Origin of the sequence: Paenibacillus sp. NPDC058177, from assembly GCF_042883835.1 — a bacterium.
In the GTDB taxonomy this organism is placed as follows: Bacteria; Bacillota; Bacilli; order Paenibacillales; family Paenibacillaceae; genus Paenibacillus_AQ; species Paenibacillus_AQ agri.
Window position 1 is genome coordinate 513,738 of sequence record NZ_JBHVVB010000002.1, and the last position, 26,932, is coordinate 540,669.

Sequence of the window (26,932 nt, forward strand, 5' to 3'; positions counted from 1 at the left end):
CTCATTCACGTTGTGATCGTACACTTATAGTATCTTGACCGACTGCCCTTGCTCCAGGGATGGAACAAAACGGTAAGTAATCGGCACATTGGCACCCTTGTCCTCAATGCAGGACAACATGATCCGGGCAGCCTGTACGCCCATCTCGTAAGCGGGCTGGGAAATCGTCGTAATGACGGGATTGTAGATGTGAGCAAACTCAGCATCGTCAATCCCGATAACCGAAAGCTGGTCCGGGATGGAGACAGAGTGCCGGTTGGCATATTTCAGAATCTCAGCCAGCACGATATCATTGGCGGCGAGCACGGCTGTTGGTGGCTGGGGCAGCGCCGTAAGACGCTCCAGCTCGGCAGAGATATTTTCCCGGGCAGCGCTGACTATGTATTCCTCTCGCAGCTCCAGTCCGGCTTCCTCCATTGCTCGCTTGTAACCGCCCAGCCGCTCCTTGCGGGGCGTGATAGAATGTTCACCCAGTGGCAACGTCAGCAGGGCAATTCGTTCATGCCGCTGGCGCGTGAGTTCCCCAACGGCCAGCTTCACTGCCATTTCGTTGTCGAGCAGCAAGCTTTGTGTGGATACCCCCTCTACCAGCCGGTCCATAAAGACAAGCGGGAAGGCTTCATCTACTAGATGAGCATAAGCGGACCCGTCCTGCCCTGCCGGGAAAATAATCAGTCCGTCCACCTGACGTGCAAGCAGTGTCTCCACATACTTCGCTTCTTTTTCAGCATCTTCGTCCGCATTGCAAATAATCACCTGTATGCCATGCTGCTGGAGTTCGCTTTCGATCGCCCGAATGCAGTGAATGGACAGTGTATAATCGATATTAGCCACAATTATGCCGACCATGTGCGTCCGGTTCTGCTTCAGACTGCGGGCCAGCCCGTTCGGCTGGTAGTTCAGCTCCTCAATGACCGCAGCAATCCGGTCTTTAGTAGCCTCACTCATATATTTAAAACGCTGATTTAGAAATTGGGAGACGGTACTTTTCGAAACTCCCGCTTTCCGAGCCACATCATCAATCGTTAATTTCTTCATTTCTTCCGCTCCACTCTTCTCTAAAGAACACACTTTAAGGAAAAGTATAGCTTTTTCTCAGGAATATTTCTACAGGCCGGATTATTGCCGGGCTTCGTCTGCATACCATTGCCATCCAATTTTCATGAAGATTTCCGCAGAGCGTTTCACCCCACCTAATTTATATTGTGCTATGGAAACAGAACCCTCCTTCCCCATTTCGATAGCGGTATCCAATTCACGCATAGCTTGAGACTTCAAGTCATAAAGCCTAACCCTGTCTTTATCATTCTCACTCTGCCCGGTTGCTATATCCACAAGTAAAATGGACTCATGCAGTTGATCAAAGGCGAGAAACGATTTACTTTCATCGTTAGACGAAGTATCTAATGTTAATAATTCCTGTGGTTCAACCAATCCCCCGGACGCCACTCGCTTCATATTGAGCATAGATATCCTTAAGGGGAAGGCTGTAAGTTCATTTGCATTTTGTGCACCAGTCGCCAAAAATACCTTCTCTCCAAAACCATATATACCTATCAAAAAGTTATAGGCCTGAGCCCCCCCAGCGTATAGCGGGAAGGTATATACTTTGCGAGCGGAATAGGGCGACAACTCCGTCTGTTCCTTGGAGCTCAAATATAAGGTGTATGGCTCTGTGGGATACAGAAGCTTTGTTTTTTGATTTTTCTTCATCGGTGGAGCTGGTGACCACAGGATCCCTTCCGGGGTATCAGCCGCATAGGAAGCATTCCTGTCTCGATCAAGGGGAAGAGTCATAAAATAATTCTTTCCATTAAACTCAAAGTCAGCTGAATTGAAGGTAGGCAAATACTTCGTTGCTCCAGGAGATGGGAACGGTTGTGACGCAGTGGCTGACTGGGACTTTAATGTGGATTCCGAGTTCAAGTCTCCCTGCTGGATTTCATCTTTTGGCCATAATAAAAAGAGAACCAGCAATGCAGCAGCAAGCCCGGTCAGCACTTTACTTTTGCCTATGTTGAATTTAATAAAATCTTGAGGATTACGATGTACTGCCGCCTGTTCAATTCGTAGCATAAGTTCCGGCGTAAAGCCCTGTTCCCGCAAGGGATTCTTCCCTGCATCTCTGTACCAGTGTGTATCTTCAATCTTCACAATGTCACTGTCGGCTTTGCTCTTCATTCCTGCTCCTCCTCCTTTATAGCGATCCGCACCTTATCCCGGGCTCGCGCCAGGCGTGACTTGACGGTTCCTTCAGCTACTCCCAGCAGCTTCGCCATTTCAGCAATGGATAATCCATGTTGGATATCGAGTGCCAGCACTTCCCTGTTCTTCTTCGGAAGCGCCATGATGATCTCCCAAATTCGATTAGCATACGCATTACCCAGCGCTTCCTGCTCTGCAGACCGGACTTCGTTCGGCAGATGCTGCTTCGTATCCAGTGTGATGAATCTGCGCCAAAAGTTGCTTTTGCCATAACTGAAAGCCGTGTTCCTAGTAATCGTCAGCAGCCATGTTTTGAGCGAAGAGTCCCCCCGGAATTTCTCGATGTTTCGGTATGCCTTCAGAAAAACCTCCTGACTGATATCATTCACCTGTTCGCGGCTGCGGGTCAGGAAGAACGCATAGTTCCATACATCCGAACCGTATTCCTCCATCATTTCCCGCAACGTCACAGCTGGAGCATAGCCCGCCTTGGCCATATACCCCATCTCATTACTCTGCATCTGTATCTCACCTCTTGCCCAATATGACTTTTTAGGATGCAAAAAGTTCCCTGTTCTCATAAAAATATACTATAAAAATAATAATCTACACGTTGTTCATTCCTCTTTGCCCTACAACTCTTCTTCCCCAGCGTTATCCATAACCCCTAAAAAAAAGAAAAAATACAACAGGCGCGAATGCCCATTGTACTGCGTGTATAACATTTTATAGTTAAGTGCTATGTATGCAGATCACTAAACCAGGAACCACAGTATCATAACCGTTAATATGCCAATCCCGACCGTTCCTAATAGACTTTTAGTGAAAATAGCCATCAAAAAAGATGCAGCGCCGCCATAAATGACATGAAGCGGAATGAGGCCAGTCATGATCAGACACTCATCCCGCCGTTCTACCCAATTTGCGAACTTAATCTTCCCACACACTGGCATAAGCGTAGTTACGAATGGTGCCATGCCAACGGAACCACGGAGAACCATTCTCTTGCTGTGCGTAGAACAATGCTACCTCAGCTTCCGGATCTATAACAACATAACAACCGCGGGCGCCATCCCACCCAAACTCCCCGTTAAGGCTTAGAGCGTTATTTTCCTCCCGTTCAACCAGTGTGCGCACCCCGAGGCCGTAACTATAACCACTTTTGTACACACCACCAAATTGGGCAAAATCCTGCTGTGCCAGCGGGTTAAGACGTCTTGTTCTCATCTCGTTGACAGTCTCTTTGCTCAAAATCCGCTCTCCGTTGGAGGCCAGACCATAATTGCATAACGCCTCGGCAAACATAATATAGTCCGGAACGGTCGAATACAACCCGCCTCCGCCGTTCTCATAAGCAGTGCCTGGCTGTAGATTAAAATGTTCGCCGATACTTTCATGCGTATGGTTCTGCCCGTTGAAGTGATTATACAGCTTGCAGAAGCGCTTCTCATCCTTCAGTTGGAAAGAAGTATTCTTCATCCCAAGCGGATCAAAAATATTGTTCTGCAGATATGTCCCAAATGTTTGTCCAGACAGCACTTCGATTAGGGCCCCGAGCACTTCATGACAAGCACCATATTTGAAACGTGATCCCGGTTCGAAAATGAGCGGTTCGCTCGCTAGCGCCTTAATCACTTCCAGCGTTTTGCCTTCTCCATTCGACTCTTCAATAACACGAAGCGTATCCTTCGTATCCCGTTGATCAATCCCTGCCGTCATACTGAACAAGTGCTCGATGGTGATAGGCTGTTGTGCAGGCCGAAGCTCCTCCGATCCATCCTTGAGCGTATGCCGTACGGTCATATGCTTGTATTCCGGGATATAGGCGGACAATGGATCGTCAAGCCGGAACTTCCCAGCCTCATACAGCTGCAACAGAGCCGTGCACGTAATGACCTTCGTCGCAGAATACAACCGGAAAATCGTATCCTGGCCAAAACGCACTCCATTCTCTACGTCAGAAAACCCGGCATAATGCTCGAACACCGGCTGATGCTTGTGATACATCGCAAATCCCAGACCAGGTACATTCTTCTCCTTATAAAATGAATTCAAATACGCTTCCAGTTTTGAGAAATTCACTTGGCCTTCCTCCAATCGATAGTTAAGGTGCATAAGTTGTGAAATCGCATTCAAGAGAACGAATCACTGCGTGCGTTGAGTTCATACATTCATGATTACAACATACCTGAAAAATTCGCCGGAGGCTATCCCCCAATAAAAACAGGCTCGCCATTTCGGCGAACCCTGATAGCAGTGCAATCTTGTAGGCTTCAGCATTTCAAACTTCCAACAGCCCTGCTTACTTGTGCATGCATCGTAACGCTACAAGAATTCAATTTATTTCAACAAAGCATCAATAGAAATTTCACCAGCTCCAGTAAAAGCAATTCCAATTAAAGTTATAATCAATACTAAATTATACTCATATCCGTTCTTTTCTCCCCAAATTCCATTTGCTCCGTGGAACTTTGCTATGGCAACCACCATCGGTATAATCAACAATACAGCACCAACCTGTATCCAAAGGCCAGCCGCAAACAAGAGACCGCCAATTAATTCTAAGAGGCCTGCACTTATCGCCATGAACACACCCGGTCTGATGCCAATGGATTCAAAAAAGTCTGCAGTCTTTAACAATCCTCCACCACCGAACAGCCCAAACAGCATTTTTCCTGCATGCCCAATCATCAATAAACCGATAACTGCACGAATCATAAATAACCCTAAATCCATCAAACATTTCATATCCTTTCCGCTCGACAATATAAATTCCTTTTACATACTTAAAGTAATGCTGACAAAATCCGATCGCAGAGATCCATTGTACTCACATTGTCACGTCCGCTTGTAACTGGGATGCTTTTATCTCTGCAGCAGTCGATAAAATGTGCCATTTCACTTACAAAGCCGCGTAAATAAAGATCTCTGAAACACCCTGACATCGCTGAGGCAGATGGGGTATAGACGCTATCGGACTCTCCCAGTGATCTCCATGACGGATAATTTGACGTTAGTGATTTATGAACAGTAAACGTATTAATTTCATCCGCGCACGCAAATCCATCGTCAAAAGTGACCCGTATTTTTTCACTTTCACGCGACCAGGCACTCATGCCAGAGAAATAAATACTTCCAACGATACCATTGTCAAACTTTAACGAAAGACTTTGCGAGATAAACTCGTTGTTGCTGTTCTTAAACCCTGTTACTTGAGCTACTTCCCCGAATAGATGACGAATCAGATCAACGATGTGAATGGCTGCAAGCTTTATGAATTCTTCATCATTTTTGCAAAACGGTGTGCTATCAACCGCGAAGCTGGCTTCAAAAGAACGCGCCGTGCCGAGTGCTCTACTATCAATCAGTTCTTTAAGTTTCATATATACAGGAGCGTAACGTTTCATAAATCCTACCATTAATACAACTCCGGCTTGCTCGGCAGCGTTTGCAACTTGTTCAGCTTCCAGAGCATTCCAGCCAAGCGGCTTGTCTACGTACACATTTTTCCCGGCCTTGATACAATCCAATACAAGTTCTGTCTGATCATGGGGTTGAGCTACGACCACTACTCCGTCACAGTCTTCATTTTGCAACATCGTCTTATAGTTGTCATATGCATTTCCCCTGCTTCCAAATCGTTGAAGAGCTGCTTTAGAGCGATCTATATTCCGTGTCGAAATTGCCATGATTTCTGCTCCAGCTTCAAGGGCTGAGGGATAGATGTTGGTTGTTGCATGAAATCCTGCACCTATAAAACAAAGTTTAGATGTTCCCATTTGACTTATCTCCATTCCATTTATGATCTAAAAGTAAACCCTTTCAATCTAATGATTTATAATGTCAGCTTTGAAACGTTCGGGCTCATGTTTATACTTAAACGAAAAGACAAAGATGACAGCAAGCATTAGGGCATACACCGCAAAAACAAGCCATATAGATGTCCAATTTTTTGTCCCGTTTACAGTGAAATAATCGACAATATGACCACTGATTACAGAGCCAAAGTATGCTCCAAACCCATTGACCATTGTCATAAAAAGACCTTGCGCACTTGCCCGAATGTCCGAATTTGTTTCTGTTTCAATAAAGAGAGAGCCCGAAATATTAAAAAAGTCAAAGGCACAACCGTATACGAGCATGGCTATCAGCAAAAGCATAAACCCAAATGGTGATGGATCCCCAAAAGCCAGAAGTATGAATCGCAGAGACCATGCCACCATACTAATAATCATTATGCGTTTGATTCCATATTTTCTTAAGAAAAAAGGGATCAATAATAAACAAAACACCTCTGCCATTTGTGAAACAGATAATAATATAGAAGGATATTTTACAATCAGACTATTTTGATACTCAGGCAGTAAGGAAAAATCATGCAAATAGGGGCTGCTGAATGTATTCGAAATTTGCAAGGTTGCACCCAGTAATATGGCAAATATAAAAAATACAATCATTTTGGGTTGTTTAAATAAAACGAAAGCATCCAGTCCAAGCGTTTCCGCCCAATTCTTCTTTTTTTCCTTTTTACTAGAAGACACCTTCGGTAATAGCATTGAAAATAAAGCAATAAGAACAGACGATCCTGCAGCCAAATACAATTGCATATTGCTAAGCTCGAAACCGAGCAAGCTAACGGACCACATGGCTACAATAAAACCTATTGTTCCATAAATGCGAATTTTCGGGAATGTGGATACAGCATCTAAATGGTTTTGCTCCAGACAGAAGTAAGAGATGCTATTCAACAAAGCTATTGTTGGAATAAAGAGCATAGCATTAAAAAGCATGAATAAGAACATACTGCCTGCATCTGAAATCGAAGTTGTGTAGAAAAGAACCACTGCACAAATGAGATGGCATAACATGAACACACGGTTGGCCGGTATCCACTTATCGGCAATAATACCAATAAGACTTGGCATAAATAATGCGGCAATCCCATTGGCGCTGTAAACAAGCCCTACTTCCGCTCCGGAAAAGTGAAGCGTATCTATCATATATGAGCTAAATGTTGTTAACCAGCTTCCCCAAATAAAATACTGCAAAAACGATAGCACTTTTAACCGGTTCACAATGTTCATCTAGCTATTCCCCCTATGGAGTAACTGATACTATCACTTTAGGCAAGTTAATGTGTGAATAATGGTAATGCAAACAAATTGCATAGAAAAAGGGCAGCGCATACATATAAGATGACAGAAACATCTTTCCATTTGCCGACAGCCAGCTTCATAATCGGATAGAAAATAAATCCAAATGCAATACCTTCAGCTATGCTAGAGGTCAATGGAATACAGACAACCATCAGAAAAGCAGGGACCCACTCTGTAAAATCATTAAATGAGATTTCTGCCAAGCTTCTCATCATTAAAGCTCCTATTAGAATGAGGATGGGGGCAACTGCATTCTCTGGGATATATCCTACATAAGGCAGTAAAGGAATGCATGCTAAAAACAAGATAGCGGTCACTAGTGCCGGAATTCCTGTTTTTCCACCCTCAGCGATTCCAGCAGCGCTTTCTGCTGATGCAACAGTAGGGCTTGTTCCTACAATGCCAGATAAAATAGTAGAAATGGCCGTTATCCTAAGAGCTTTCGGAAACTTGGAGACATCAGGAAGCATTCCGCTAAGTAATCCAACATTTTCAAATAATACAATCATCGTAATTGAAAATGTTGCTATCCAAAATGGGATCGTAATAAAACTAAATTGACCGGACAGAAATATCGTTTTATAGGCAGCAATACTAATACCTTCAGAGGATAGAGCAGAATGAGTACCTGAAATGATTGTTAAGCAAGCCGTAGACAATAAGCCAATCAATAGGCTGCCTTTAACATTTCTAGCGAATAGAATAAGTGTCACCATTAAGCCAATGATTGTTGCAAGAGCTACGGGGGAGGCCAGATTTCCAACTTCGACAAGGGTTGAAGGATTTGCCCGAATAAGTTCTCCCTTTTGCAAACCAATAAAAGTAAGGTATACCCCAATTCCGCTTGTAATCCCATGCTTTAATGAACTTGGAACGGCACTGATCAATTTTGTACTTAATGAAGTAAAAGCAATGACAGCAAAGACAAGGCCAGACACCATTATGACAGCAAGACCTTGCTGCGGGGACAATCCCATGGACTGCACCATTGTATAACTAAAAAAAGCGTTAATCCCCATTCCGGGGATAAGGATTATAGGCGCATTAGCAAAAAGCCCCATCAGCAAGCAACCGAGGATCGAAATGATTATGGATGAAATCACGCCAGCCTCTATCGGAATTCCAGCATCTCGCAAAATCAGCGGATTTACCAATATAATGTATGAGCATGTGAAAAATGAAGTTAACCCTGCCATTAATTCCTTACGCCATGTTGATTCATGCTCCTTTATTTGAAAAAGCTTATTTAACATAATAAATATTGCCTCCAACATACAATCCCGCCGCCACCCACTAGTATTTAACTAGTACAATCACAAATCTAAAGCTCCATAGATCAAGGTTCTATCTTACATAGCAGTAATTATTTCTTTTATTAGCTTTAAAAATTGCTGTTTGCTTTTTTCCGTTGTCTCCATCACTTCATCGTGCGTTAGTACGTTTGGAGAAATACCCGCCGCAAGATTGCTGATGCATGAAATGCCGAGCACCTCTATTCCAGAATGCCGTGCAGTGATGACCTCCGGCACAGTAGACATACCTACTGCGCTCGCGCCAATAGTATTCAAGAAGCGAATTTCCGCAGGCGTCTCATAGCTTGGACCCAGCATTCCGGCGTACACACCTTCAACCAAATTAACTCCATGTTCAACTGCCACCGATTTGGCAAGTGACTGCAGCGATTTAGAATATGCCTCTGTCATATCAGGAAACCTTGGACCGAATTCATCGAGATTAGGACCAATTAATGGATTTTGACCTGTCAGATTAAGATGATCCTGTATCAGCATTAAATCACCAGCTTGAAACTCACTATTGATTCCGCCTGCTGCGTTTGTGACAATAAGCTGTTCTACGCCAATTGCCTTCATGATCCGTATTGGATAGGTAACGGCTTCAATGGAGTGCCCCTCATAATAATGAAATCTGCCTTGCATGGCTATGACAACTTTACCTCTGAGTCTGCCTATCACTAATTGCCCTGCATGACCTGTGACTGTAGATACAGGAAAATGCGGAATTTCATCATAAGGAATAATGACCGGCTGCTCAATTTCATCTGCCAGCACACCAAGCCCGGAACCAAGCACAAGGCCGATTGTTGGAGACTGATCCATTTTGGATATTAAATACGTCTTAGTATCTCTTATTTTTTCCAGTACGTTCATTTAAATCAATTCCCTTCATAAGTTCCTATCTGACTAAACTGCTACTCTAAGGATTTGATAAACAATTGACTGACACGCTCATTAATATCATCGGGAACTGGTTGCATACCAGCAGATAAGCTGGAAGCATCCGTTACAATTCGAAGAGCGGAATAAGATTGCAGACCAAGACCCAGATCCATAACTTCAATCGGATTTCCATCAGCGCCAGCCAAGTTGAGCGGGTCAGCATGGTGAAGCAAGTAAATGCTCTTGTCCTTGAAAGAGATTCTTTCAATTCCTTCCTTTACTTGCTCTACAGATAGCGCTTCCATTTTTATCTCGTCAACATTAATTTCAAATCTGTAGTGCCCGGAGTTAGCCAAAATTGCTTTATGCTTGAACAGCGCGATATGCTTTTCTGTAATCACACTAAATCTTCCCGTCACCGTGATGATGACATCAGCGTTAGGAATAAGTTCCTCCAATTCGCCTACAATATGCCCGTCTGCTTTAGCTTTTAATTGGTAGATAGGATTAATATCATATACCATCGTTGTAGCTCCCAGGCCGCGGAATTTCTTGGCAACACCGCTACCGACGTAACCGTAACCAACAACAAGAACCTTTTTCCCCCCAATAAGCAGGCTGGTAGTCCGCATAAATCCGTCAACCAGAGACTGTCCAACACCGACAGCGTTTTCAATAATTTGCTTCAACGGCGAATCATCAATAACAACAATGGGGTAGGATGTTTGTACCTGTTTTTGTTCGATGAGCAGTTTTCCAGTGCGTGTCTCCTCATTTGCTCCGATTGGTGTCCAATCTGGCTTTAATTCATTATGTGCCAGGATCAAGCTGGCTCCGTTATCCAAGAACAGGTCAATTTTATCTTCCATCACAAGCTTCAAATAGTGCTTATGGTCTTCATAGCTATCGCCTTCTTTTCCTAACACAGTAATATTGTCAAGCGAAGACAGATAAGCTGCTGTATCTTTTTTTGTAGTGCCAAGACAGCCAACAAGATAAACATGCTCCGCACCGCCACCAAGCAGCCCCTCAATCCAGTAGCCTGTTTTGGGCTCGATATGCATACACACAGCAATCTTCTTGCCTTTGAATGTCTGCTGCTCTTTGAAAATTTGATTAATCTCTGCTACAACAGGCATTCTCTCACGAAACCAGTGCATTCTAGATTCACCGATGGCCGCTAATTCAAAATTATCAATCATTGATTTCAAAATACCCACCTCATTCATGTAAAATTGATTATGTGTTACTGCATTCAGTATAATAATTTAAAATGCTAACAATAAGGCCATCTGTCTGCTTTTACATTTAATGGGGAGGTAATGTCGTCATGGAGAGATCGAATCTGCTGAACGTTAAAGAAGCGATTAAAGAAGCCGATTTAACAACTATTTTGCCGCCAGAAGTTACCCCCTTCTTAAGGGTAAAAAAATATAATAAAAATGAATGGATCATTGTTTCTGGAGAGAAGCTGAATTACCTTTATATTGTTATTGAAGGGAAAGGAGCCATCATGAATTCTTCAGAGGAAGGTGATCTTGCTCTTATAGAGCATTTAGAAAACAAAGAAATGATGGGTGATTTTGAATATTTCACTAAAAGCAACTTTGTGCATTCGGTGATGGCTTCACAGCCCGCGAGTGTACTCCTTATTCCAATTGAAATTGTAAATGACCACTTGATGAAATCAGCAGACTTTCTATTATTAATGTGCAAAAGCATGAGTGAAAAACTTATGAAATCCTCCATTAAAAATGCAAGATCCCTGCTCTACCCGCCTCAGCAGAAACTGTGTAAATTCATCGTTCAAGCTTCTGAGCATTCCAAATCGAACACGATTTATTTTAAACATAAAGACGTAGCTAATGAGATTGGCATCTCGGAGAGACACTTACGGAGAATGCTGAATGAACTGATAGATGAAGAGATTATTCGTAAAATAAGTAAACAAGTTACTATCCTCGATATGGAATTATTAAGAAAGTACTCCTCTTTTATTTGATATTATAAAACCTTATTGGCTGAAGGAATCGTCCGCAAACACACAAACTTAAAGAAGTAACAGGGCTCCCTACACGGTCGAGTACCTAAGTTTAAGATTCAACAATAAGGCTTTATCCTTGTACATTTTTAAAAAAACAAATACTTGTACTAAAGCGCAGGACAATAACTTGATTCCAATTAAAAAGAACTCGCACAATGTTCGAGTTCTTTTATAACTACCTACATTATCAGGTAGCCTTATTCCCCCATTCGTTCCGAACAGCAACACGAAGATACCGACGACATTAGCTACATGCTTTTTTCCCAAAATCCTTTGATGTTAATTCCTGTTTCCCTTGCAGCTTTCTCTAAACGAATTACTTCAGTTTGCTTAAGATTTACATCGAGCGAGGCCAACGCACCATCGACATGTGATACCTTCGTTATACCAATAATGGGTACCGTTCCTTTGGTAACTGCCCAAGCCATAGCAATCTGAGCTGGTTCTACTCCGTACGAATCCCCAATTTCAGTCATTGTTTTTATCAGACCTTCAAGTTTTTTCAGTACATCTATATTAAATGCTTTCCCTCTTCTGGTATTCTTTTTGAATGGATTATTAGCGTTATTCCGACCGGTTAAAGCACCTTGTTCCAATGTCATGTAGGAGAAAAATACAACGTTGTTTCTATGACACCAATCTATGATACCCGTTTCTTCAGAAGCTCTGTATAATAAACTATAATGGTTCTGTACAGCTGAAAGTTGCAAACCTTCTTTTTCTAATATCCTAGCCGCTACTTTAATTTCTTCCAAATTGTGATTAGATACTCCAGCATGTTTGATCAGCCCCCTTTTCATTAAGGGGATCAGTTCTTTTGTCCATTTGACGACATCCTTTGGATTATGAACCCAATAAATGTCTGCACTACTCACTCCTAGCCTAATTAAACTCTTGTCTAAAGTCTTTCTTAACTTACTTTTCAGTTGATAGCCTATAGGCGTGAATTTAGTAGAGACAACTATATCACTTTCATGCATTATGAATTCGCCGAGGATAGATTCTGATGCCCCCAAACCGTAAATGGGTGCAGTATCCCATAATGTGAATCCATGTTGTAAAGCTCTATTAAATACTGGGAGTAGATCATCTTTCTGAAGATCATTCCCAAAAATACGGTTCCCTCCCATAAATCCTGTTCCCCATGACCATGTTCCAAACGCTATTGCTGGTATTTCCTTGTCTTTTAATTTTGTATATCTCATGTGTCACCATGCTTTCTTCATCTTTAATTTTCGTCTTTTATTGTTCGCCGTATTCTGCTTAACGATACAGGAGTAATTCCAAGATAAGAGGCAATATAAGATTGATTTACTCGCTTTTCCAAATGTACATATTTCTTTTTAAAATCCAAATAACGTTCCGTAGCACTCTTTAACAAAAAACTATTCTCTCTGCCGATTTTATATCTGATACTATACTCCAACGCTTTGATATAAGCCTTCATACAATAAACATTGGATTCTAATAGGTGTACCAGATCCCTCCACTCTACAACCAACACGGTACAATCTTCGAGTGCCTCAACACAACATTTTGAAGGTTCCATATCCAAGAAGTATTCATTTGCATAAAATGAATTTTCGTTAATAAACAACTGTGTCTTATCGTCTCCGCTAATATCAATGTAATAACTTCTTAATATCCCCGATACGACAAAATAAATTTCAGTTGGCTCATCGCCAATATGAATTACAATATCACGGCTCAATCTAAAAATTAGCGGTTGAACTTTTCAACTCGGTAAACGGGTCGATTACATTCAATTAAAATGCCAGCTTTGTAGCATGCCCGATTACGAGTAAAGTAGTGTCGACGCTGATAAGCCTTAATACGATTGTGCCGCCCTTCTACGGTTGCGTTAGTCCAACGACAACGATGGTAATTCACGATCTCATCCTGCCAATTGCGCATGGTTTTCAAGGCACTTCGCACGGCGTTATAGTCTATTTTCTCGCCTTGCTTGAGCCAACGTGTAAAACCCAGGCGGGCGATGCAGACGTTCGATGAACAGTCATACCACTGAGAAAAGGCTTCCTTCCATTCCCACACGCTGCATAACAGCGGAGAGAAGGCAAGCAGGATTTCTAACTGAGCTTTGTTCTTTTCGGGCAGGCTGTCGACGGGTGGATTTAGCAGTCGATGGTGACTTTTCAAGATCGCCTTGGCCCTGGGGGATAGGGTCTGCTGAACCGACTTGCGGACCTCCTGGACACTTTCAATGACGTAGCCGTGAACATGGAATCGATCCGCAATGCGGATGGCACACGGAAAGCATTCGCTGATCCACGTATGATACGCCTGAGCCAAGTCCATCGCAACAGCTTTGGGGTTCAGCGCCAGAAAGTCGGGATGCTGGCGAGCATAGGCACGCAGGTCTTCGAGCTTGCGGCCAGCCAGTAAATCCAGCATCGTTTCGCCCGGAAGGTTGTGAATGCCGGTATTGTACGTGTGGCCCTTTTTGATCGCAAAGTCGTCGATCCCCAGTACGAGGACTTTGCTGTCCTTGGCTTCTCGCCAAGCCTGCTCCACCAAGCGTTCGCTTTCGATGGGGAGGGCATCTTGATGCATCCGCTGTACCGTACTCGCAGGCGCGTCTTGCATTCGTGCACTATGAGCTGACGTGGAGCCAAGCGCTTGTTCTACCGTTTGGGCTCGGAAGGCTCGGCTGTACCGCTGTTTCGGACCCACAAAGCCATACGTCCAAACGAAGCGGATTCGACAACGCGTACAAGCCAAACGAAGAGATGGGATATGCAAATAGCTCTTTCTACCAAAGACACTTAAATGGCGAATTTTACGTGGTTTGTTTCGACCATCACGCTTCACATCTTGTTCCGAATTGCAGATGGGGCAAGGTTGTTTGTAGGCTATAGGCGATGCCTCCAGATGAATGTCCTGGGTATCCATGGAGACAATTTTATGAAGTTGTAGCTCTGGTAATCCGAGCATTTCGTTGATATACTGGAGTGGCATCTGTCATATCCTTTTGTTGTTTGGTAGGACTTACAACATTACAGGATTTGCAGATGTTTTTCCATTTTTATCTCCGTTCTGCGCTCACTTGAATTCTTCAACCGCTAATTTCTGTTTTGAGCCAATTAACATAAAATATTTTTTTAAAAAAAATTATAAAATCAATTAAACCCCAGTTACTGCAGCCCCAATTCAGATAATTTTTTTGGGATTTTAGGTACTTCCTCCCACTTTTTATCGACTTCGCCTTTAAAAGATTTTTTACCATTAATATGATTTTGTAACTCCCCGTTGAGAAATATCTTCACATCCTCGATGATGCCTTCTTCTCCTAATTAATAATAAATAATATCTCCCCCTGTTCACCATCGTCCTTTCATACTCCCTGCTGTCCAAGAATTGAAACCATGCTATATACTGCTGCGTGCTCGAGAAAGAGAGATGACCAACAGCTTCATTCAACTTGGACATCCACAAGCAAGCGCCAATGCCCTAGCACGTCCGACAACATGACTAAAAGTGACTGTTCCTTCTCATTCCCCTGCCTTTCCATCCAGCTTATGCCGCACCTTGATCTCATCCTTCGTAACTTTCATCTGGATCTCCCCCTGCCGATCCGTGCGGTACACCGCTGTGCCACTGTCGGTCAGACGCTCCATCACCACTGGCGCTGGATGCCCGTACATATTGTTGACGCCCGCAGAGATGACTGTAGCCGCTGGCTGCCAGAATTGCAGCCACTCCTCGCCTGTCGACGTTTTACTCCCATGATGCGCCGCCTTCAGCACATCAATCTGCGGTCCAGCGTGAAATCCCAATGCTCCCCCTTGAGCGACAATCTCTTCTTCCGCTGCCATATCCATATCCCCTGTGAACAGGAAATTCCGCTCATTCATATTCAGGCGAAAGACCACAGAGGCATGATTCTGGTTGTCCGTCTCTGAAAGATAACCCTCTTCTCCCTCTACCGGCGGCGGCCACAGGAAAAATAAACGTGTCGCGTGATCCGGCGCCAGCTCCATGCCCTGATGCACAGTATACAGCTGAACGCCGGCTTCTAGCGCGGTCCGCATCAGCTTTTTATAGGGCTCCTGCTCAGCCATAGTCCCGTTGAATAAAAAGGCAGAGACCGGAATGTTCTCCAGCACAGCCTGTAATCCTCCGGCATGATCCTGATCGGCATGGGTCAGAATGATGGCGTCCAAGCGGTGAATGCCGCGCTTTTTAAGAAGCGGAACCAGCACCTTGGCCCCTACCTCGAATGGATTGCGGCGGATACGCCACTCCTCTTTTTTGCCAAAACTGACTGTCCCGCCGCCGTCCACCAGGATGTGTGACCCGCCCGGGGTTGTGATCAGAATGCTGTCGCCTTGCCCAATGTCGAGATAACTGATACTTCCGCCGCCTGGATGCTGATCCGGTTGATAACCCTGATACAATAGCAGACTGAATCCTGCAAACATTGTTAACAAGATTGCCCCACTCCAGCGCAGCGCCGGTGACCTCCATCCGGTATACATCGTTGACAGTTCTCTAATTCCGCCTACACTCCTTACAATCTCAGACTCCATTAATTCCGCCAATGGTCTTGTCTCGTCTTCTGTATATTGCCTTGCTCTATCCCGCGTTTCAATCCGTAACTTAGCGAAGTACAGCAAGCCGAAGAGCAGGACGTAATAGACACAGATCCATAGCAGAGATGGCGAACGCCAAATCATCACCCCGCCGGGAAAACCGTTGATCCACTCTACCAATCCAAAGGTAATATTATTCAGTTGCTCTGTAATGGTGGCCAGTAGCCTTGCCGCATCCCCCCATAAACGCCCCAGCAGCAGCGCGACAGTCCCAAGCGGCAGAATAACAAAGGTAATAAAGGGGACCAGCACGAGATTGGCAATGAAGGACATTAGCGAAAATTGGTTAAAATAGTAGATGGTCAGTGGAAAAGAGATAAACTGCGCGACGACAGTTACGGATACAGCACTCCTGAGCCAGCGCGGCAGTCTCCGCAGCAAAACATCGGCCAGCGGTACATAAATCATCAGCCCGGCTGTCACAAGGAACGACAACTGGAAGCTGACATTCACCAGCATATAGGGATTCCAGATCAGCATGATGAGCGCGGAGGCGCAGAGAATGTTCAGGCCGTCTTTTAGAATCCCGGCACGCGCAGCAGCCAAAGCAATCATGCTCATCAGTCCGGCGCGAATGACCGAAGGCCCTGCCCCCGACAAGAGCACATACACAGGTACAAGCATGAACGTAACGGTTAACGTCGTCTCCCGAGTCAGGCGGAAACGCTTTAGGAGAAATAGAATAGCACCTACATACACTGCTACATGCATCCCTGAAATTGCGAGGATGTGCGTCAACCCCAACTGGGAGAACTGCCGGAACGTGTTAGGATCCAGATCCTCCTGCATTCCGATAATTAGGCCTTTCATATACCCTGAGTGCAGCTTTTCAAATAACCGATCCAATTCAGCCCCAAGACTTGCCCGGACTCCATCGTTCCAGCGTAACACCGTAGACAAGCTCCAAGATTCCGGTGGCACTGTCTCCACTGTCTCTGCACCCGTCACTTTCAGCAGCCAGTAGATATCCCGGGTCTGGAGGTAGGCTCTATAATCGAAACCGCCAAAGTTCCGGGCTTCCTGGGGCTGCTCCAGTACACCAGTCAGCTTTACAAGGTCGCCCCGCTTCCACGCAGCAGCTATCTCAATCTCCGATTCGGCCTGCAATTTCACCTGCACAGCAAGCTGCTCTCCTGATCCTTGGCCGCCAGACTTCCCGCTGCGTTGTGATCCGGAATGGTCAGGACTACTTCCGACGCCCGTCCCCTCCTGCCCTGCTACCTGACCGCCACGAGTAATCTCCGATACCTTCATTGTAAAATCTGCACGATCCCCGTCCCGATCCACCGGGGAAGTTATGAATCCCTCTGCCAGCACTTCTATCTCTCTCGTCTCCATAGGCTGTAGCTGAAGCACGTCTGGAAGCCGGCTGACATGATGAACTTCGTTCCATTCCCAGTAACCGACCGACAAAATCATGGCTGCTGCCAATACTGCAACATATTTCAGCCCCAGCCTTCCCGTACAGGCCAGCGCCACGAGCAGCAATAATAGTCCCGTACCGGCAAGAAGCAGTCTGCTCCCGGAATACAAGCAGGCCGCAGTGCTGCCGATCACCCAGCATACGGTAAAGCTTAATAGCGGTCTAGCTTTCAAACTCTCGCCCTCCCTCTCTTTGCTGTATCCAGCAGAAAAGAATGCATTCGTCCTTCTGATCCTTCAAATCAATTGAAATCTATCGGCATCAAATGCAAATTATCTTTTCTAAACATAAAAAAAGACCCCTGTATCCGCACCATACATGCGTCTACAGAGGTTCTTCCTCCGGTTCAATACTTATTTAATTCGTGATTTCCGGTTTATTCCGATATCGTTATCATCGTCTCCGGCGGTGGCTCGTAGCTCTCCAACTGGCGGAAAATAATCCCCTTGGCGGCCATCATGGCCCGTACTTTCTCCATATCCTTCCGGTAAGGACGATAGTACACGATCTCTACAATCCCGCTGTTGGCCAGCATATTGGCGCAGGTCCAGCAGGGCTCATCGGTGACATATACGGTACTGCCTTCACGGTCAATCCGGTCGGTGAACAGCAGCAGGTTCTGCTCCGCATGGATAGTGCGAATGCAGCGCTGCTTCTTGACCATCTTCTCGTTACCGTCCACTACCTCCATTTCAACCGTCTCCGAGATCATACAGCCGGCTTCCGAGCAATCCGGTACTCCCATCGGTGCGCCATTATAGGCGGTACCCAGCAGCTTCTTGCCCTGCACCAGCACGGCACCGACATGACGACGATTACAACGCGAACGGGTCGAGACCATGCAAGCAATGTCCATAAAATAGGTATCCCAGTTTTTGCGTTTGACTACAGTCATCTTCCATCTCCATCTTCTCTATATCAAAATATTTGTTTACTATTGTAACACATCACCGCATGTGTCCACTAGAACAAGAAGTGCCCGCTGCGCTTCAAGATTCCCATTAAAAAGTCACCAGTGGCCGCAGTTTTTCCAGCACCTTGGGGCCGATTCCTTTGACCTTGCCGAGGTCAGTCGCACCCCGGAAAGCGCCTTTGCTGCTACGATAATCGATAATGGCCTGCGCTTTCTTCTCCCCGATCCCCGGTAAATTCATTAATTCCGCTACGGTTGCGGTATTAACATTGATCAGACCGGAAGTGGGGGCAGCAGGTGGCGGGACAGGGGGAGCAGCTGCAACTCCTGCGGCGCTTGCCCCAGCACCCGCTTCACCATTCACACCAGCACCCGCTCCAGCGCTCACCCCAGCACCCACTCCACCACTCACCACAGCACCTGGCTGGCCCTGTGCTTGTCCTTCGACCGAAGTCTGCTGCCCTGACTGTGGGACTGCATTTGTAGCGTTTGTGGCGCTTGCAGGATTTGCAACGTTTGCAGCATTTATCGCATTTCCAGCCCCTGCAGGCAGCGCCGCCCCTGTGTTTGCCCCCGCCGCATCAGCGTTCCCCAATGTTACAGGTGCTTTTGCCGCAACGGCTTCTGCCCCTGACTGAACAGACTCCGCCAAAGCCCCCTTCTCCTGTCCGCCTTTTTCACCAGCCGGCATTTTTGCTTCCTCATGAACGGGAACCCCGATGGCCTCCCCCATGCTTACGTTAAGCGTCTCCCAACCAGCTATACCGGAACTACTGCCACTCGCAGCCCAGATCAGAGCGCTGCCTATAAGCGCCGCGGCTATTCCACCAATGATTGTTCCTTTATTCACCTAACTCCACTCCTTCCTCTGCATCCTTCTATTCGTTTTTTTGAATATAAATACAACCTCTGATATATAAACTCTTGTTGTTTTATACAAAACCTGTCATGAGTCCAAGGCTACCCTGCATACATATAACGAAGAGAATTCATGTCATTCCTCAAAAAAGCAACACAGGAAAGGAGGAACCTTAGGATGAAGATAGGATTTATCGGAACCGGCAGCATGGGCAGTCTATTGATTGACGCGTTCATTTCCTCCGGTGCACTGGAGCCAAGCCAGGTGCTGGCCAGCAACCGCAGCCCGGGCAGGCTGTTGCAGCTTCAAGAGCGGCATCCCGGTATCGAGCTATGCGGCAGCAACCGCGAGACCGCTGGCGGAAGCGATATCCTTTTTATATGCGTGAAGCCCCTGGAATTCAAAACGTTAACGGATGAGATCGGCTCTATCTTGACGAAAGAGCAAATTGTAGTCTCCATTACCAGCCCTGTGCAGCTGCATCATCTGGAAACTGTTCTGCCATCCAAAATCGCCAAAGTCATTCCCAGCATTACGCACAGCGTCAAGAGCGGCTCTTCACTTTGCATCTTTGGCAGTCTGTTAAATACGGAAGACAGGCAGAAGCTGCTCAGTCTTCTGTCATTTATCGGCGTTCCTATAGAGATCAACGAAGCCCATACTCGAATTGCTTCTGATTTCTCCAGCTGCGGACCTGCTTTTCTAAGCTATTTCATCGAGCGCTGGATCAATACCGCTGTCGTTGCAACCGGTATTGACGGAGATTTAATCAGTCGTCTGGCCGGTGAAATGTTACTTGGCACAGGTAAGCTGCTGACCGAAGGAAACTTCAGCCCGCAGGAGCTGCAGGAACGGGTCGCCGTTCCCGGCGGCATTACAGCGGAAGCGCTGAACCATTTGCGCCTTAGTTTAGATGGTGTCTTCGAGAAGTTGATCTCTACAACCCATGACAAATACGACGAGGATGTCGACAAGCTGAATCTGCTCTTCGCATTGGACGACACTCCCCAAAACTCACTAGATAGCTAGTAACTTCCACGAAAAGAAGCCCGGTTCAGACAGCTTCACCCGTATTTAGCAAAACAAAACCCGCAGCACGGATCACTCCGTTGCTGCGGGCAAATTGCGTTCTTCGCTTAACCCACTACGATATTTACAAGCTTGCCGGGAACGGCAATAATCTTGCGTACGGTCTTACCTTCAACGGCTGCACTCACGTTCGGGAGCGCAAGCGCGTGGGCCTGCATGTCTTCTTGGTTCATATCCTGCGGGATCAGGGCGCGTTGTACGATTTTGCCGTTTACCTGCACGACAATCTCAACCTCGGCATCCACCGTCCATGCTTCATCATAAGCTGGCCAAGCCACGTAACTGATGCCACCTCCATGACCCAACAGCTGCCACAGCTCTTCCGCAAGGTGAGGCGCCAGAGGGGACAGCATTTGAACAAAGTTCTCAGCCGCTTCTGTAGACAGCGTCTCCTGCTTATAGGCGTCGTTGATGAAGATCATGAGCTGACTGATCGCCGTATTGAAGCGCAGAGCCTCGAAGTCCTCGGTAACCTTCTTCAATGTCTTATGCCAAGTCCGTTTGAACTCGTCAGTACCGCCGTCAGCTGTAATCTTGCTGGTCAGGCTACCATCTTCGTTCACGAACAGGCGCCATACGCGGGACAAGAAGCGGTGGATACCTTCCACGCCTTTTTCGTTCCAAGGCTTGGTGGCTTCCAGTGGTCCCATGAACATTTCATAGACACGCAGCGTATCTGCACCATAAGCTTCCACAATCTCATCCGGGTTGATAACATTGCCGCGTGACTTACTCATCTTCTCATTGTTGTTACCCAAGATCATACCTTGGTTCACCAGCTTGTGGAACGGCTCCTTGGTGTGTACTACGCCCAGATCGTACAGCACTTTATGCCAGAAACGGGCATACAGCAAGTGAAGTACCGCATGCTCAGCTCCGCCGATATACAGGTCCACCGGCAGCCATTCTTTCTGCTTCTCTGGCGAGCACAGCGCCTCATCATTGTGCGGATCAATATAACGCAGATAGTACCAGCAGCTGCCCGCCCATTGCGGCATGGTGTTGGTCTCGCGGCGCGCCTTCATGCCAGTCTCCGGATCTACAGTCTCTACCCATTCCGTCACGTTCGCCAGTGGAGATTCGCCTGTACCCGACGGCTTGATAACATCAACATCCGGCAGCATCAGCGGCAGCTGATCTTCCGGTACAGTCTTCATCGTTCCATCTTCCAAATGCAGAATTGGAATCGGCTCACCCCAATACCGCTGACGGCTGAACAGCCAGTCGCGCAGACGATATGTGACTTTGCCTTGACCTTTTCCGTTCTCTTCCAGCCAGGAAATCATCTTGGCAATAGCTTCTGCATTATTCAGGCCATCCAGGAACTCGGAATTAACGTGCGGGCCGTCTCCTGCGTAAGCTTCTTCTTCAATGTTGCCACCTTGCACGACTTCTACGATGTTCAGACCGAATTGCTTCGCAAATTCCCAGTCGCGTGTATCATGACCCGGCACGGCCATAATAGCTCCTGTTCCATAACCGGCCAGTACATAGTCGGCGATCCAGATTGGCACTTGCGCACCATTAACCGGGTTAACTGCATAAGCTCCGGTAAATACGCCTGTCTTCTCTTTTGCCAGATCGGTACGTTCCAGGTCACTCTTGCGTGAAGCCTTCTCACGGTATTCCGAAATCGCTGCACGCTGTGCGTCAGTGGTAATTACGTCCACCAGTTCATGTTCTGGCGCCAATACGCAGTAGCTGGCTCCGAACAAAGTATCCGGGCGGGTCGTAAATACTTGCAGGCTGGACTCATGGCCCTCAATAGCGAAGGTCACTTCCGCACCGGTTGATTTACCGATCCAGTTACGCTGCATATCCTTGATACTCTCGGACCAGTCCAGCTCTTCCAGATCCTCAAGCAAGCGCTCCGCATAATCGGTGATCTTCAGAATCCACTGACGCATTGGCTTGCGCACCACGGGATGACCGCCGCGCTCACTTTTGCCATCGATGACTTCTTCGTTCGCCAGCACTGTTCCCAGCGCCTCACACCAGTTCACCGGCACTTCAGCTACATAAGCCAGGCCACGATTGTAGAGCTGAATGAAAATCCACTGTGTCCATTTGTAATATTCCGGATCTGTCGTACTAATCTCGCGATCCCAGTCATACGAGAAGCCCAGGGACTTGATCTGACGGCGGAAGTTGTCGATGTTCTTGAACGTGAATTCCCGCGGATCCTGTCCGGTATCCAGCGCGTACTGTTCTGCTGGCAGGCCGAAGGCATCCCAGCCCATCGGGTGCAGTACATTGTAACCGCGCATACGCTTGTAGCGGGAGACGATATCTGTTGCCGTGTAGCCTTCCGGATGGCCTACATGCAGCCCTGCACCTGAAGGATACGGGAACATATCCAGCGCGTAAAATTTCGATTTGCCTGGTTCTTCACCAGTCTTGAAAGTCTTGTGTTCATCCCAGTATTTCTGCCATTTCGGCTCAATGCTTTGGGCGTGATAGCCAGTAGTGGCTGTGTTTGGTTTATTATCGCTCATCTTATGCCCTCCTTGGAGTGTTGCTAATCAGAAGAAACGGCTGGCCGTCCCCTTGGAAGAGGAAGACATGCGTTTCTCGCAAAAAATATAAGCCTTATGTACTGCGCGGAGCATATACACTCTTATATTCAAGTAGAAACGGCTTATCCGTCCTCTAAGGGATGGCGTCCGTTTCAGCGAGAAATATAAAGATGGTTTATAAGCGTAAAACTTATAAACCCTTATATTTTCAAAAAAACCTCCCATCCCTAGCGTATAATCGCTAGGGACGAGAGGTCTGAATTCCCGTGGTACCACCCTAGTTAGCGGCTGGATATGCTTTACCGGCCACTCACTTTGCACCCTTTAGCGGGGGTGAGGCGACGATGGTTCACACACATTGTGATGTTCTCCCAAGGGATTACATCTCTTCTGCGGCTTGCATCGTTACTCCGAGGTGAGTTCATTCCTGTCCGTCAACCGGCTCGCACCCTTGTGCCGGCTCTCTGCAATAACGGTCTATCCGGAACTAATGCTCCTCATCATTGAACAGCTATTCACGATGTAAATCGTAATATTCCACAACATTATATACAATAGCTCCACCTGTAGTCAATCATTAACGACATCTACACCGGCTTTCTTCTAATATAATATGCCACAAAATGCTGAATGACGACCTTTGCCGCCGCGAAAAACGGCACCGCCAGAATTAATCCCAGCATCCCGGCAACCTCGCCCCCGACCAGTAAGGCAAAAATAATCAGCAGTGGATGCAAATGAAGCGTCCGCCCTACGACCTGAGGAGAAATAATGTTGCTCTCCACAATCTGGCATAGAGTATTCACCAGTGCAACCAGCAGCACCAGCTTCAGCGAGACGGTTGAAGCCATCACAACGGCCGGTGCTGCGCCGAGAAAAGGCCCCATATAAGGCACGATATTAAACACCGCAACGACACTGGCGAACAGCAGCGCATAGGGCATCCCGATGATTGCATAGCCAATATACGCAAACACTCCAATAATTAAACAGACCAAAAATTGACCCCGAATATAGTTCCCTAGCGCCTCATCGATATCTTTGAACAGAGTGACAATCGATTTCCGGCGCGACCTTGGCAGACACGACACAATCGTCCGTTCAAACACTTCAAAGTCCTTGAGGATATAGAAAACAAGAAACGGTACGATAAAGGCATTAAACAGCACGTTGATAGTAGAGCCTATGTTATCAAGAAAGTTAGAGATCCCTTCTGCCAAACGATTTTCCAGCTGAAAAAACCAGTTGTTCATCCCCATTCCCACTCCTGGCGGAATCAGCTTGGAGTTCATGCCGCTCATTAAGCTCTGGGCACGGAGTGTCATTTCCGGCAGATGCTCATTTAATTCTTCCAACTGCTCGATGAACATCGGGATGAGATTGATCGCAATGACGGCAATGGCTGTCAGAAATACGGCATATATAAGCAGAACAGCGACACTTCGCGGCATTTTGCGTCCGGCCAGCATGCTGACTACGGGATTAAGCACATAAGATATAATCATGGCTGCCAGAAAAGGCGCCAGAATGGCTTTTAAAAACACCCAAATGCCCATCAGCATCGGACGAAGCAGCCAAACAAAATACAAAATGATCAGAGAGAGCAGCACCCCGATCATCCAGCGAAACCATTTACTTTGGGACCATTGCTCCATGAGTGTGACCTCCTGCGGTATAACTGGACTGGCTACGTACATAAGTATATGTTCTACCGCAGTAAAATAATCGCATCTACTTCGACGGAACCAAAATAAGGCTCTCGCTCCCGGCCAAAAGGAGTGCCCAAAACCAAAAAACGCCAATAACCCTGCAGCTTTGGTTCGCTGAAAGGAAATTGACGTTATATGACCTATGTACCGCTGTTCAGACCAACCCTAATGACAACTCAGGAAGAGGCGTGAATCTGCGGGAAATCCTGGGCGATTTCTTCTCCGGGAAAGAGGTCGTCGAGCGAGCTGAGCGTACCGTCTTCCTCCACCTGGTATACGGACATTTTCTCCCCGTTCACCGTTAATTCAATAAAGCAGCCCCAGCAATAAAATTGATGCGAGCCGATCTTTCCGATATCTTTAGAGCCACAGTTTGGACACTTCATAATATATATTCCACCTATCCGTTAACAATATTAATGGCTTTCTGTAGCCGTTCTTCGCTCATCGCGGGCACCATGACGGTATCCTCACCGATAGACATCTCTTCAGAACAAGGCAGCCATTTGCGGCCTTCGATCAAATCAGTCACAAGTCCGTCACTGATTTCCAGCGCTACTATTGTGTTTCCCATCTTTTGGTCAAAATAAACATCGGAGATCCGGCCCAGTATCGTTCCGGCTGCAGTAATGACCTGCAAATCCTTCAATTTACGTTTGCCCAGAAGAAAAGTATATGGTATGTGGTCAGCTTCTGCCTTTTCAATCGACTCTTTACTGCGAATCATGACAGCATCCTCGCCATAGGCGATCATTTCGTTCCATGCCACAACTTTCACATGATTGGTGAAAAAAGTTTTGCTTTCCAGTTCAATACCCGTAATATTCCAGTTTGAATCCACCAGAATATCGACAATTTTTCCGACTTCCTGACCTTCTTCAACCTCAAATACAGCGAGGCCAATCATATCCTGAAGTTTCATAGCTGTTCCTGGTCCCCCTGCTAGTGAAGTGTATTGGGATTTCCAAAGAGCCGAATGCCCAAATTCCATCACTCCATATCAGAACCGAAAAAGCGCCTAGTCTCTATTACGCAGCCGATTCAAAATGGTTGCAACTTTTTGGGCAACATACTCTATTTCTTCAGTAGTATTACCCAAACCCGTGCTAAAACGAATCGCTGTGTCCAAAAGATTCCCGGAGAGCTTCATCGCTTGCAGCACATGGGAAATCTCGAGTGATCCTGAGGTGCAGGCCGAGCCGCTGGCTGCGGCAATCCCCTCCATATCCAGGTTCATCAGCATGACATCGGTGCGTACCCCCGGAAAGCTCACATTCAAGATCGATGGTAAAAAATGCTCGGAATTCCCGTTTACTACGAACCCATCGCTCCCAACCAGGCGCTCCAGCTCATCCTGCAGTAGCTTCCGCAGTTCCAGCGCTGCCGCACTGCGCTGCTCCTGCCCCTGAATCGCCAGCTCTACCGCCTTGGCGAACCCGGCGACGCCTGCCAGATTCTCTGTGCCCGCACGCCGGCCACGTTCTTGCAGACCGCCGTGCAGTCTTGGATGCACCGGCGCACCGCGCCGTACATAAAGGCCGCCGATGCCCTGCGGCCCGTTTATTTTGTGAGCGGTAAAGCTCATGTAGTCCACAGGAAGCTCATGCAGCCTGATCGGCAGCGCCCCTAGTGCCTGAACCGCATCAACGTGGAACAGGATACCCCGCTCCGCAGCCAGACGGCCGATCTCTGCAATCGGCTGAACAGTGCCCACCTCATTGTTGGCATACATCACACTGATCAGCACAGTGTCTTCACGCAAAGCGGCCTCTACATCAGCTACAGATACAAGGCCTGTCTCATCAACGGGCAGATAAGTAACCGTGTAACCTTGATGCTCCAGTTCCTCGCAGGTATGCAGCACAGCATGATGCTCGATCATCGTGGTAATGATGTGGCGTCCTTTGTTCGTAGAGGCAGCCGCAGCACCGAACAGAGCCAGATTATCGCTCTCTGTCCCTCCGCCAGTGAACACCCACTCGTCGGAGGAACAGCCCAAAAAGGCCGCGATAGAATCACGCGCCCCGTTCAAAATTCTTTTGGCTGAACGCCCGAATTGATGTACACTCGACGCATTGCCATAGCTTTCTGTCATTATATTCAGCATGACCTTCGCTACCTCAGGATGTATCGGGGTTGAAGCAGCATGGTCTAAATAGATGGATTTCATAGCTAAAGTTCTCCACTTCTATAGATATGGGAATTGGTAATTTGATTATAACGCCAAAGGC

23 protein-coding genes are annotated in these 26,932 nt (G+C 46.7%); 2 read left to right on the forward strand and 21 right to left on the reverse strand.

Annotated elements, in window-relative coordinates; translation table 11 throughout:
* Positions 1 to 24: 24 nt before the first annotated feature.
* From ACFVU8_RS12375 to ACFVU8_RS12420, 10 genes are all read right to left on the reverse strand, one after another.
* Complete coding sequence (locus ACFVU8_RS12375) at positions 25 to 1,038, reverse strand: LacI family DNA-binding transcriptional regulator (protein ID WP_387427599.1); 1,014 nt, start codon at positions 1,036 to 1,038, stop codon at positions 25 to 27.
* 81 nt (positions 1,039 to 1,119) lie between these two features.
* The gene (locus tag ACFVU8_RS12380; RefSeq protein ID WP_387427601.1) at positions 1,120 to 2,181 is read right to left on the reverse strand and encodes a hypothetical protein; all 1,062 of its coding nucleotides are present in this window, start codon (positions 2,179 to 2,181) and stop codon (positions 1,120 to 1,122) included.
* On the reverse strand, positions 2,178 to 2,726 hold the full coding sequence (locus ACFVU8_RS12385) for an RNA polymerase sigma factor (protein ID WP_387427603.1): 549 nt from the start codon (positions 2,724 to 2,726) through the stop codon (positions 2,178 to 2,180). The genes ACFVU8_RS12380 and ACFVU8_RS12385 overlap by 4 nt, the downstream gene beginning before the upstream one ends.
* A gap of 409 nt (positions 2,727 to 3,135) precedes the next feature.
* Positions 3,136 to 4,287: a serine hydrolase domain-containing protein gene (locus ACFVU8_RS12390; RefSeq protein WP_387427604.1), complete on the reverse strand. Its 1,152-nt coding sequence runs from the start codon at positions 4,285 to 4,287 to the stop codon at positions 3,136 to 3,138.
* 258 nt (positions 4,288 to 4,545) lie between these two features.
* The gene (locus ACFVU8_RS12395; protein ID WP_387427606.1) at positions 4,546 to 4,953 is read right to left on the reverse strand and encodes a DoxX family protein; all 408 of its coding nucleotides are present in this window, start codon (positions 4,951 to 4,953) and stop codon (positions 4,546 to 4,548) included.
* A gap of 38 nt (positions 4,954 to 4,991) precedes the next feature.
* Positions 4,992 to 5,984 (reverse strand): Gfo/Idh/MocA family protein, encoded by a 993-nt coding sequence (locus ACFVU8_RS12400; protein WP_387427608.1) that lies wholly within the window; start codon positions 5,982 to 5,984, stop codon positions 4,992 to 4,994.
* A gap of 48 nt (positions 5,985 to 6,032) precedes the next feature.
* Entirely contained in the window at positions 6,033 to 7,289 is a 1,257-nt protein-coding gene (locus ACFVU8_RS12405) for a nucleoside permease (RefSeq protein ID WP_387427609.1), read from the reverse strand.
* A 47-nt stretch (positions 7,290 to 7,336) separates the two neighbouring features.
* Complete coding sequence (locus ACFVU8_RS12410; protein ID WP_387427611.1) at positions 7,337 to 8,614, reverse strand: NCS2 family permease; 1,278 nt, start codon at positions 8,612 to 8,614, stop codon at positions 7,337 to 7,339.
* A gap of 96 nt (positions 8,615 to 8,710) precedes the next feature.
* The gene (locus tag ACFVU8_RS12415; RefSeq protein ID WP_387427613.1) at positions 8,711 to 9,529 is read right to left on the reverse strand and encodes a purine-nucleoside phosphorylase; all 819 of its coding nucleotides are present in this window, start codon (positions 9,527 to 9,529) and stop codon (positions 8,711 to 8,713) included.
* Positions 9,530 to 9,570: 41 nt separating this feature from the next.
* Complete coding sequence (locus ACFVU8_RS12420) at positions 9,571 to 10,740, reverse strand: adenosylhomocysteinase (RefSeq protein ID WP_387428015.1); 1,170 nt, start codon at positions 10,738 to 10,740, stop codon at positions 9,571 to 9,573.
* Positions 10,741 to 10,868: 128 nt separating this feature from the next.
* Here ACFVU8_RS12420 and ACFVU8_RS12425 point away from each other — a divergent pair, with 128 nt between their 5' ends.
* Positions 10,869 to 11,540, forward strand: a complete 672-nt coding sequence (locus ACFVU8_RS12425) for a Crp/Fnr family transcriptional regulator (RefSeq protein WP_387427615.1) — start codon at positions 10,869 to 10,871, stop codon at positions 11,538 to 11,540.
* 290 nt (positions 11,541 to 11,830) lie between these two features.
* Here the strand turns inward: ACFVU8_RS12425 and ACFVU8_RS12430 are convergent, their stop codons facing one another.
* The 6 genes from ACFVU8_RS12430 to ACFVU8_RS12455 all read right to left on the reverse strand — a co-directional run bounded on the left by ACFVU8_RS12430 (position 11,831) and on the right by ACFVU8_RS12455 (position 19,378).
* The gene (locus tag ACFVU8_RS12430; protein WP_387427616.1) at positions 11,831 to 12,787 is read right to left on the reverse strand and encodes an aldo/keto reductase; all 957 of its coding nucleotides are present in this window, start codon (positions 12,785 to 12,787) and stop codon (positions 11,831 to 11,833) included.
* A gap of 23 nt (positions 12,788 to 12,810) precedes the next feature.
* On the reverse strand, positions 12,811 to 13,293 hold the full coding sequence (locus ACFVU8_RS12435) for a Crp/Fnr family transcriptional regulator (RefSeq protein ID WP_387427618.1): 483 nt from the start codon (positions 13,291 to 13,293) through the stop codon (positions 12,811 to 12,813).
* 8 nt (positions 13,294 to 13,301) lie between these two features.
* Positions 13,302 to 14,558: an ISL3 family transposase gene (locus ACFVU8_RS12440; protein WP_387427620.1), complete on the reverse strand. Its 1,257-nt coding sequence runs from the start codon at positions 14,556 to 14,558 to the stop codon at positions 13,302 to 13,304.
* 533 nt (positions 14,559 to 15,091) lie between these two features.
* Positions 15,092 to 17,788 (reverse strand): ComEC/Rec2 family competence protein, encoded by a 2,697-nt coding sequence (locus ACFVU8_RS12445; protein WP_387427622.1) that lies wholly within the window; start codon positions 17,786 to 17,788, stop codon positions 15,092 to 15,094.
* Positions 17,789 to 17,991: 203 nt separating this feature from the next.
* On the reverse strand, positions 17,992 to 18,510 hold the full coding sequence (locus ACFVU8_RS12450; RefSeq protein WP_387427623.1) for a deoxycytidylate deaminase: 519 nt from the start codon (positions 18,508 to 18,510) through the stop codon (positions 17,992 to 17,994).
* A gap of 106 nt (positions 18,511 to 18,616) precedes the next feature.
* Positions 18,617 to 19,378, reverse strand: coding sequence for a ComEA family DNA-binding protein (locus ACFVU8_RS12455; RefSeq protein WP_387427624.1), 762 nt, complete (start codon positions 19,376 to 19,378; stop codon positions 18,617 to 18,619).
* 186 nt (positions 19,379 to 19,564) lie between these two features.
* On the opposite strand from ACFVU8_RS12455, the gene comER reads away from it, so the two are divergent.
* Positions 19,565 to 20,416 (forward strand): late competence protein ComER, encoded by an 852-nt coding sequence (gene comER, locus ACFVU8_RS12460; RefSeq protein WP_387427626.1) that lies wholly within the window; start codon positions 19,565 to 19,567, stop codon positions 20,414 to 20,416.
* 107 nt (positions 20,417 to 20,523) lie between these two features.
* Here the strand turns inward: comER and leuS are convergent, their stop codons facing one another.
* From leuS to ACFVU8_RS12485, 5 genes are all read right to left on the reverse strand, one after another.
* On the reverse strand, positions 20,524 to 22,971 hold the full coding sequence (gene leuS / locus ACFVU8_RS12465) for a leucine--tRNA ligase (protein ID WP_387427628.1): 2,448 nt from the start codon (positions 22,969 to 22,971) through the stop codon (positions 20,524 to 20,526).
* Between the two features lie 608 nt (positions 22,972 to 23,579).
* Positions 23,580 to 24,647 carry an AI-2E family transporter gene (locus ACFVU8_RS12470; RefSeq protein WP_175372792.1) on the reverse strand — a complete coding sequence of 356 codons (1,068 nt, stop codon included), beginning with the start codon at positions 24,645 to 24,647 and terminating at the stop codon, positions 23,580 to 23,582.
* A gap of 230 nt (positions 24,648 to 24,877) precedes the next feature.
* A complete protein-coding gene (locus tag ACFVU8_RS12475; RefSeq protein ID WP_066364384.1) occupies positions 24,878 to 25,087 on the reverse strand; it encodes a hypothetical protein in 210 nt (69 codons plus the stop codon).
* Positions 25,088 to 25,101: 14 nt separating this feature from the next.
* Positions 25,102 to 25,623, reverse strand: coding sequence for a PRC-barrel domain-containing protein (locus ACFVU8_RS12480; protein ID WP_066364385.1), 522 nt, complete (start codon positions 25,621 to 25,623; stop codon positions 25,102 to 25,104).
* Between the two features lie 96 nt (positions 25,624 to 25,719).
* Positions 25,720 to 26,871: a cysteine desulfurase family protein gene (locus ACFVU8_RS12485; protein WP_387427629.1), complete on the reverse strand. Its 1,152-nt coding sequence runs from the start codon at positions 26,869 to 26,871 to the stop codon at positions 25,720 to 25,722.
* Positions 26,872 to 26,932: the final 61 nt, after the last annotated feature.

Excerpts from the sequence above, each read along its gene's own strand:
- ACFVU8_RS12375 (WP_387427599.1), bottom strand. The coding sequence starts at position 1,038 with ATGAAGAAATTAACGATTGATGATGTGGCTCGGAAAGCGGGAGTTTCG.
- ACFVU8_RS12380 (WP_387427601.1), bottom strand. The coding sequence starts at position 2,181 with ATGAAGAGCAAAGCCGACAGTGACATTGTGAAGATTGAAGATACACAC.
- ACFVU8_RS12385 (WP_387427603.1), bottom strand. The coding sequence starts at position 2,726 with ATGCAGAGTAATGAGATGGGGTATATGGCCAAGGCGGGCTATGCTCCA.
- ACFVU8_RS12395 (WP_387427606.1), bottom strand. The coding sequence starts at position 4,953 with ATGAAATGTTTGATGGATTTAGGGTTATTTATGATTCGTGCAGTTATC.
- ACFVU8_RS12400 (WP_387427608.1), bottom strand. The coding sequence starts at position 5,984 with ATGGGAACATCTAAACTTTGTTTTATAGGTGCAGGATTTCATGCAACA.
- ACFVU8_RS12405 (WP_387427609.1), bottom strand. The coding sequence starts at position 7,289 with ATGAACATTGTGAACCGGTTAAAAGTGCTATCGTTTTTGCAGTATTTT.
- ACFVU8_RS12410 (WP_387427611.1), bottom strand. The coding sequence starts at position 8,614 with ATGTTAAATAAGCTTTTTCAAATAAAGGAGCATGAATCAACATGGCGT.
- ACFVU8_RS12415 (WP_387427613.1), bottom strand. The coding sequence starts at position 9,529 with ATGAACGTACTGGAAAAAATAAGAGATACTAAGACGTATTTAATATCC.
- ACFVU8_RS12420 (WP_387428015.1), bottom strand. The coding sequence starts at position 10,740 with ATGATTGATAATTTTGAATTAGCGGCCATCGGTGAATCTAGAATGCAC.
- ACFVU8_RS12425 (WP_387427615.1), top strand. The coding sequence starts at position 10,869 with ATGGAGAGATCGAATCTGCTGAACGTTAAAGAAGCGATTAAAGAAGCC.
- ACFVU8_RS12430 (WP_387427616.1), bottom strand. The coding sequence starts at position 12,787 with ATGAGATATACAAAATTAAAAGACAAGGAAATACCAGCAATAGCGTTT.
- ACFVU8_RS12440 (WP_387427620.1), bottom strand. The coding sequence starts at position 14,558 with ATGCCACTCCAGTATATCAACGAAATGCTCGGATTACCAGAGCTACAA.
- ACFVU8_RS12450 (WP_387427623.1), bottom strand. The coding sequence starts at position 18,510 with ATGACTGTAGTCAAACGCAAAAACTGGGATACCTATTTTATGGACATT.
- comER (WP_387427626.1), top strand. The coding sequence starts at position 19,565 with ATGAAGATAGGATTTATCGGAACCGGCAGCATGGGCAGTCTATTGATT.
- leuS (WP_387427628.1), bottom strand. The coding sequence starts at position 22,971 with ATGAGCGATAATAAACCAAACACAGCCACTACTGGCTATCACGCCCAA.
- ACFVU8_RS12470 (WP_175372792.1), bottom strand. The coding sequence starts at position 24,647 with ATGGAGCAATGGTCCCAAAGTAAATGGTTTCGCTGGATGATCGGGGTG.
- ACFVU8_RS12475 (WP_066364384.1), bottom strand. The coding sequence starts at position 25,087 with ATGAAGTGTCCAAACTGTGGCTCTAAAGATATCGGAAAGATCGGCTCG.
- ACFVU8_RS12480 (WP_066364385.1), bottom strand. The coding sequence starts at position 25,623 with ATGAAACTTCAGGATATGATTGGCCTCGCTGTATTTGAGGTTGAAGAA.
- ACFVU8_RS12485 (WP_387427629.1), bottom strand. The coding sequence starts at position 26,871 with ATGAAATCCATCTATTTAGACCATGCTGCTTCAACCCCGATACATCCT.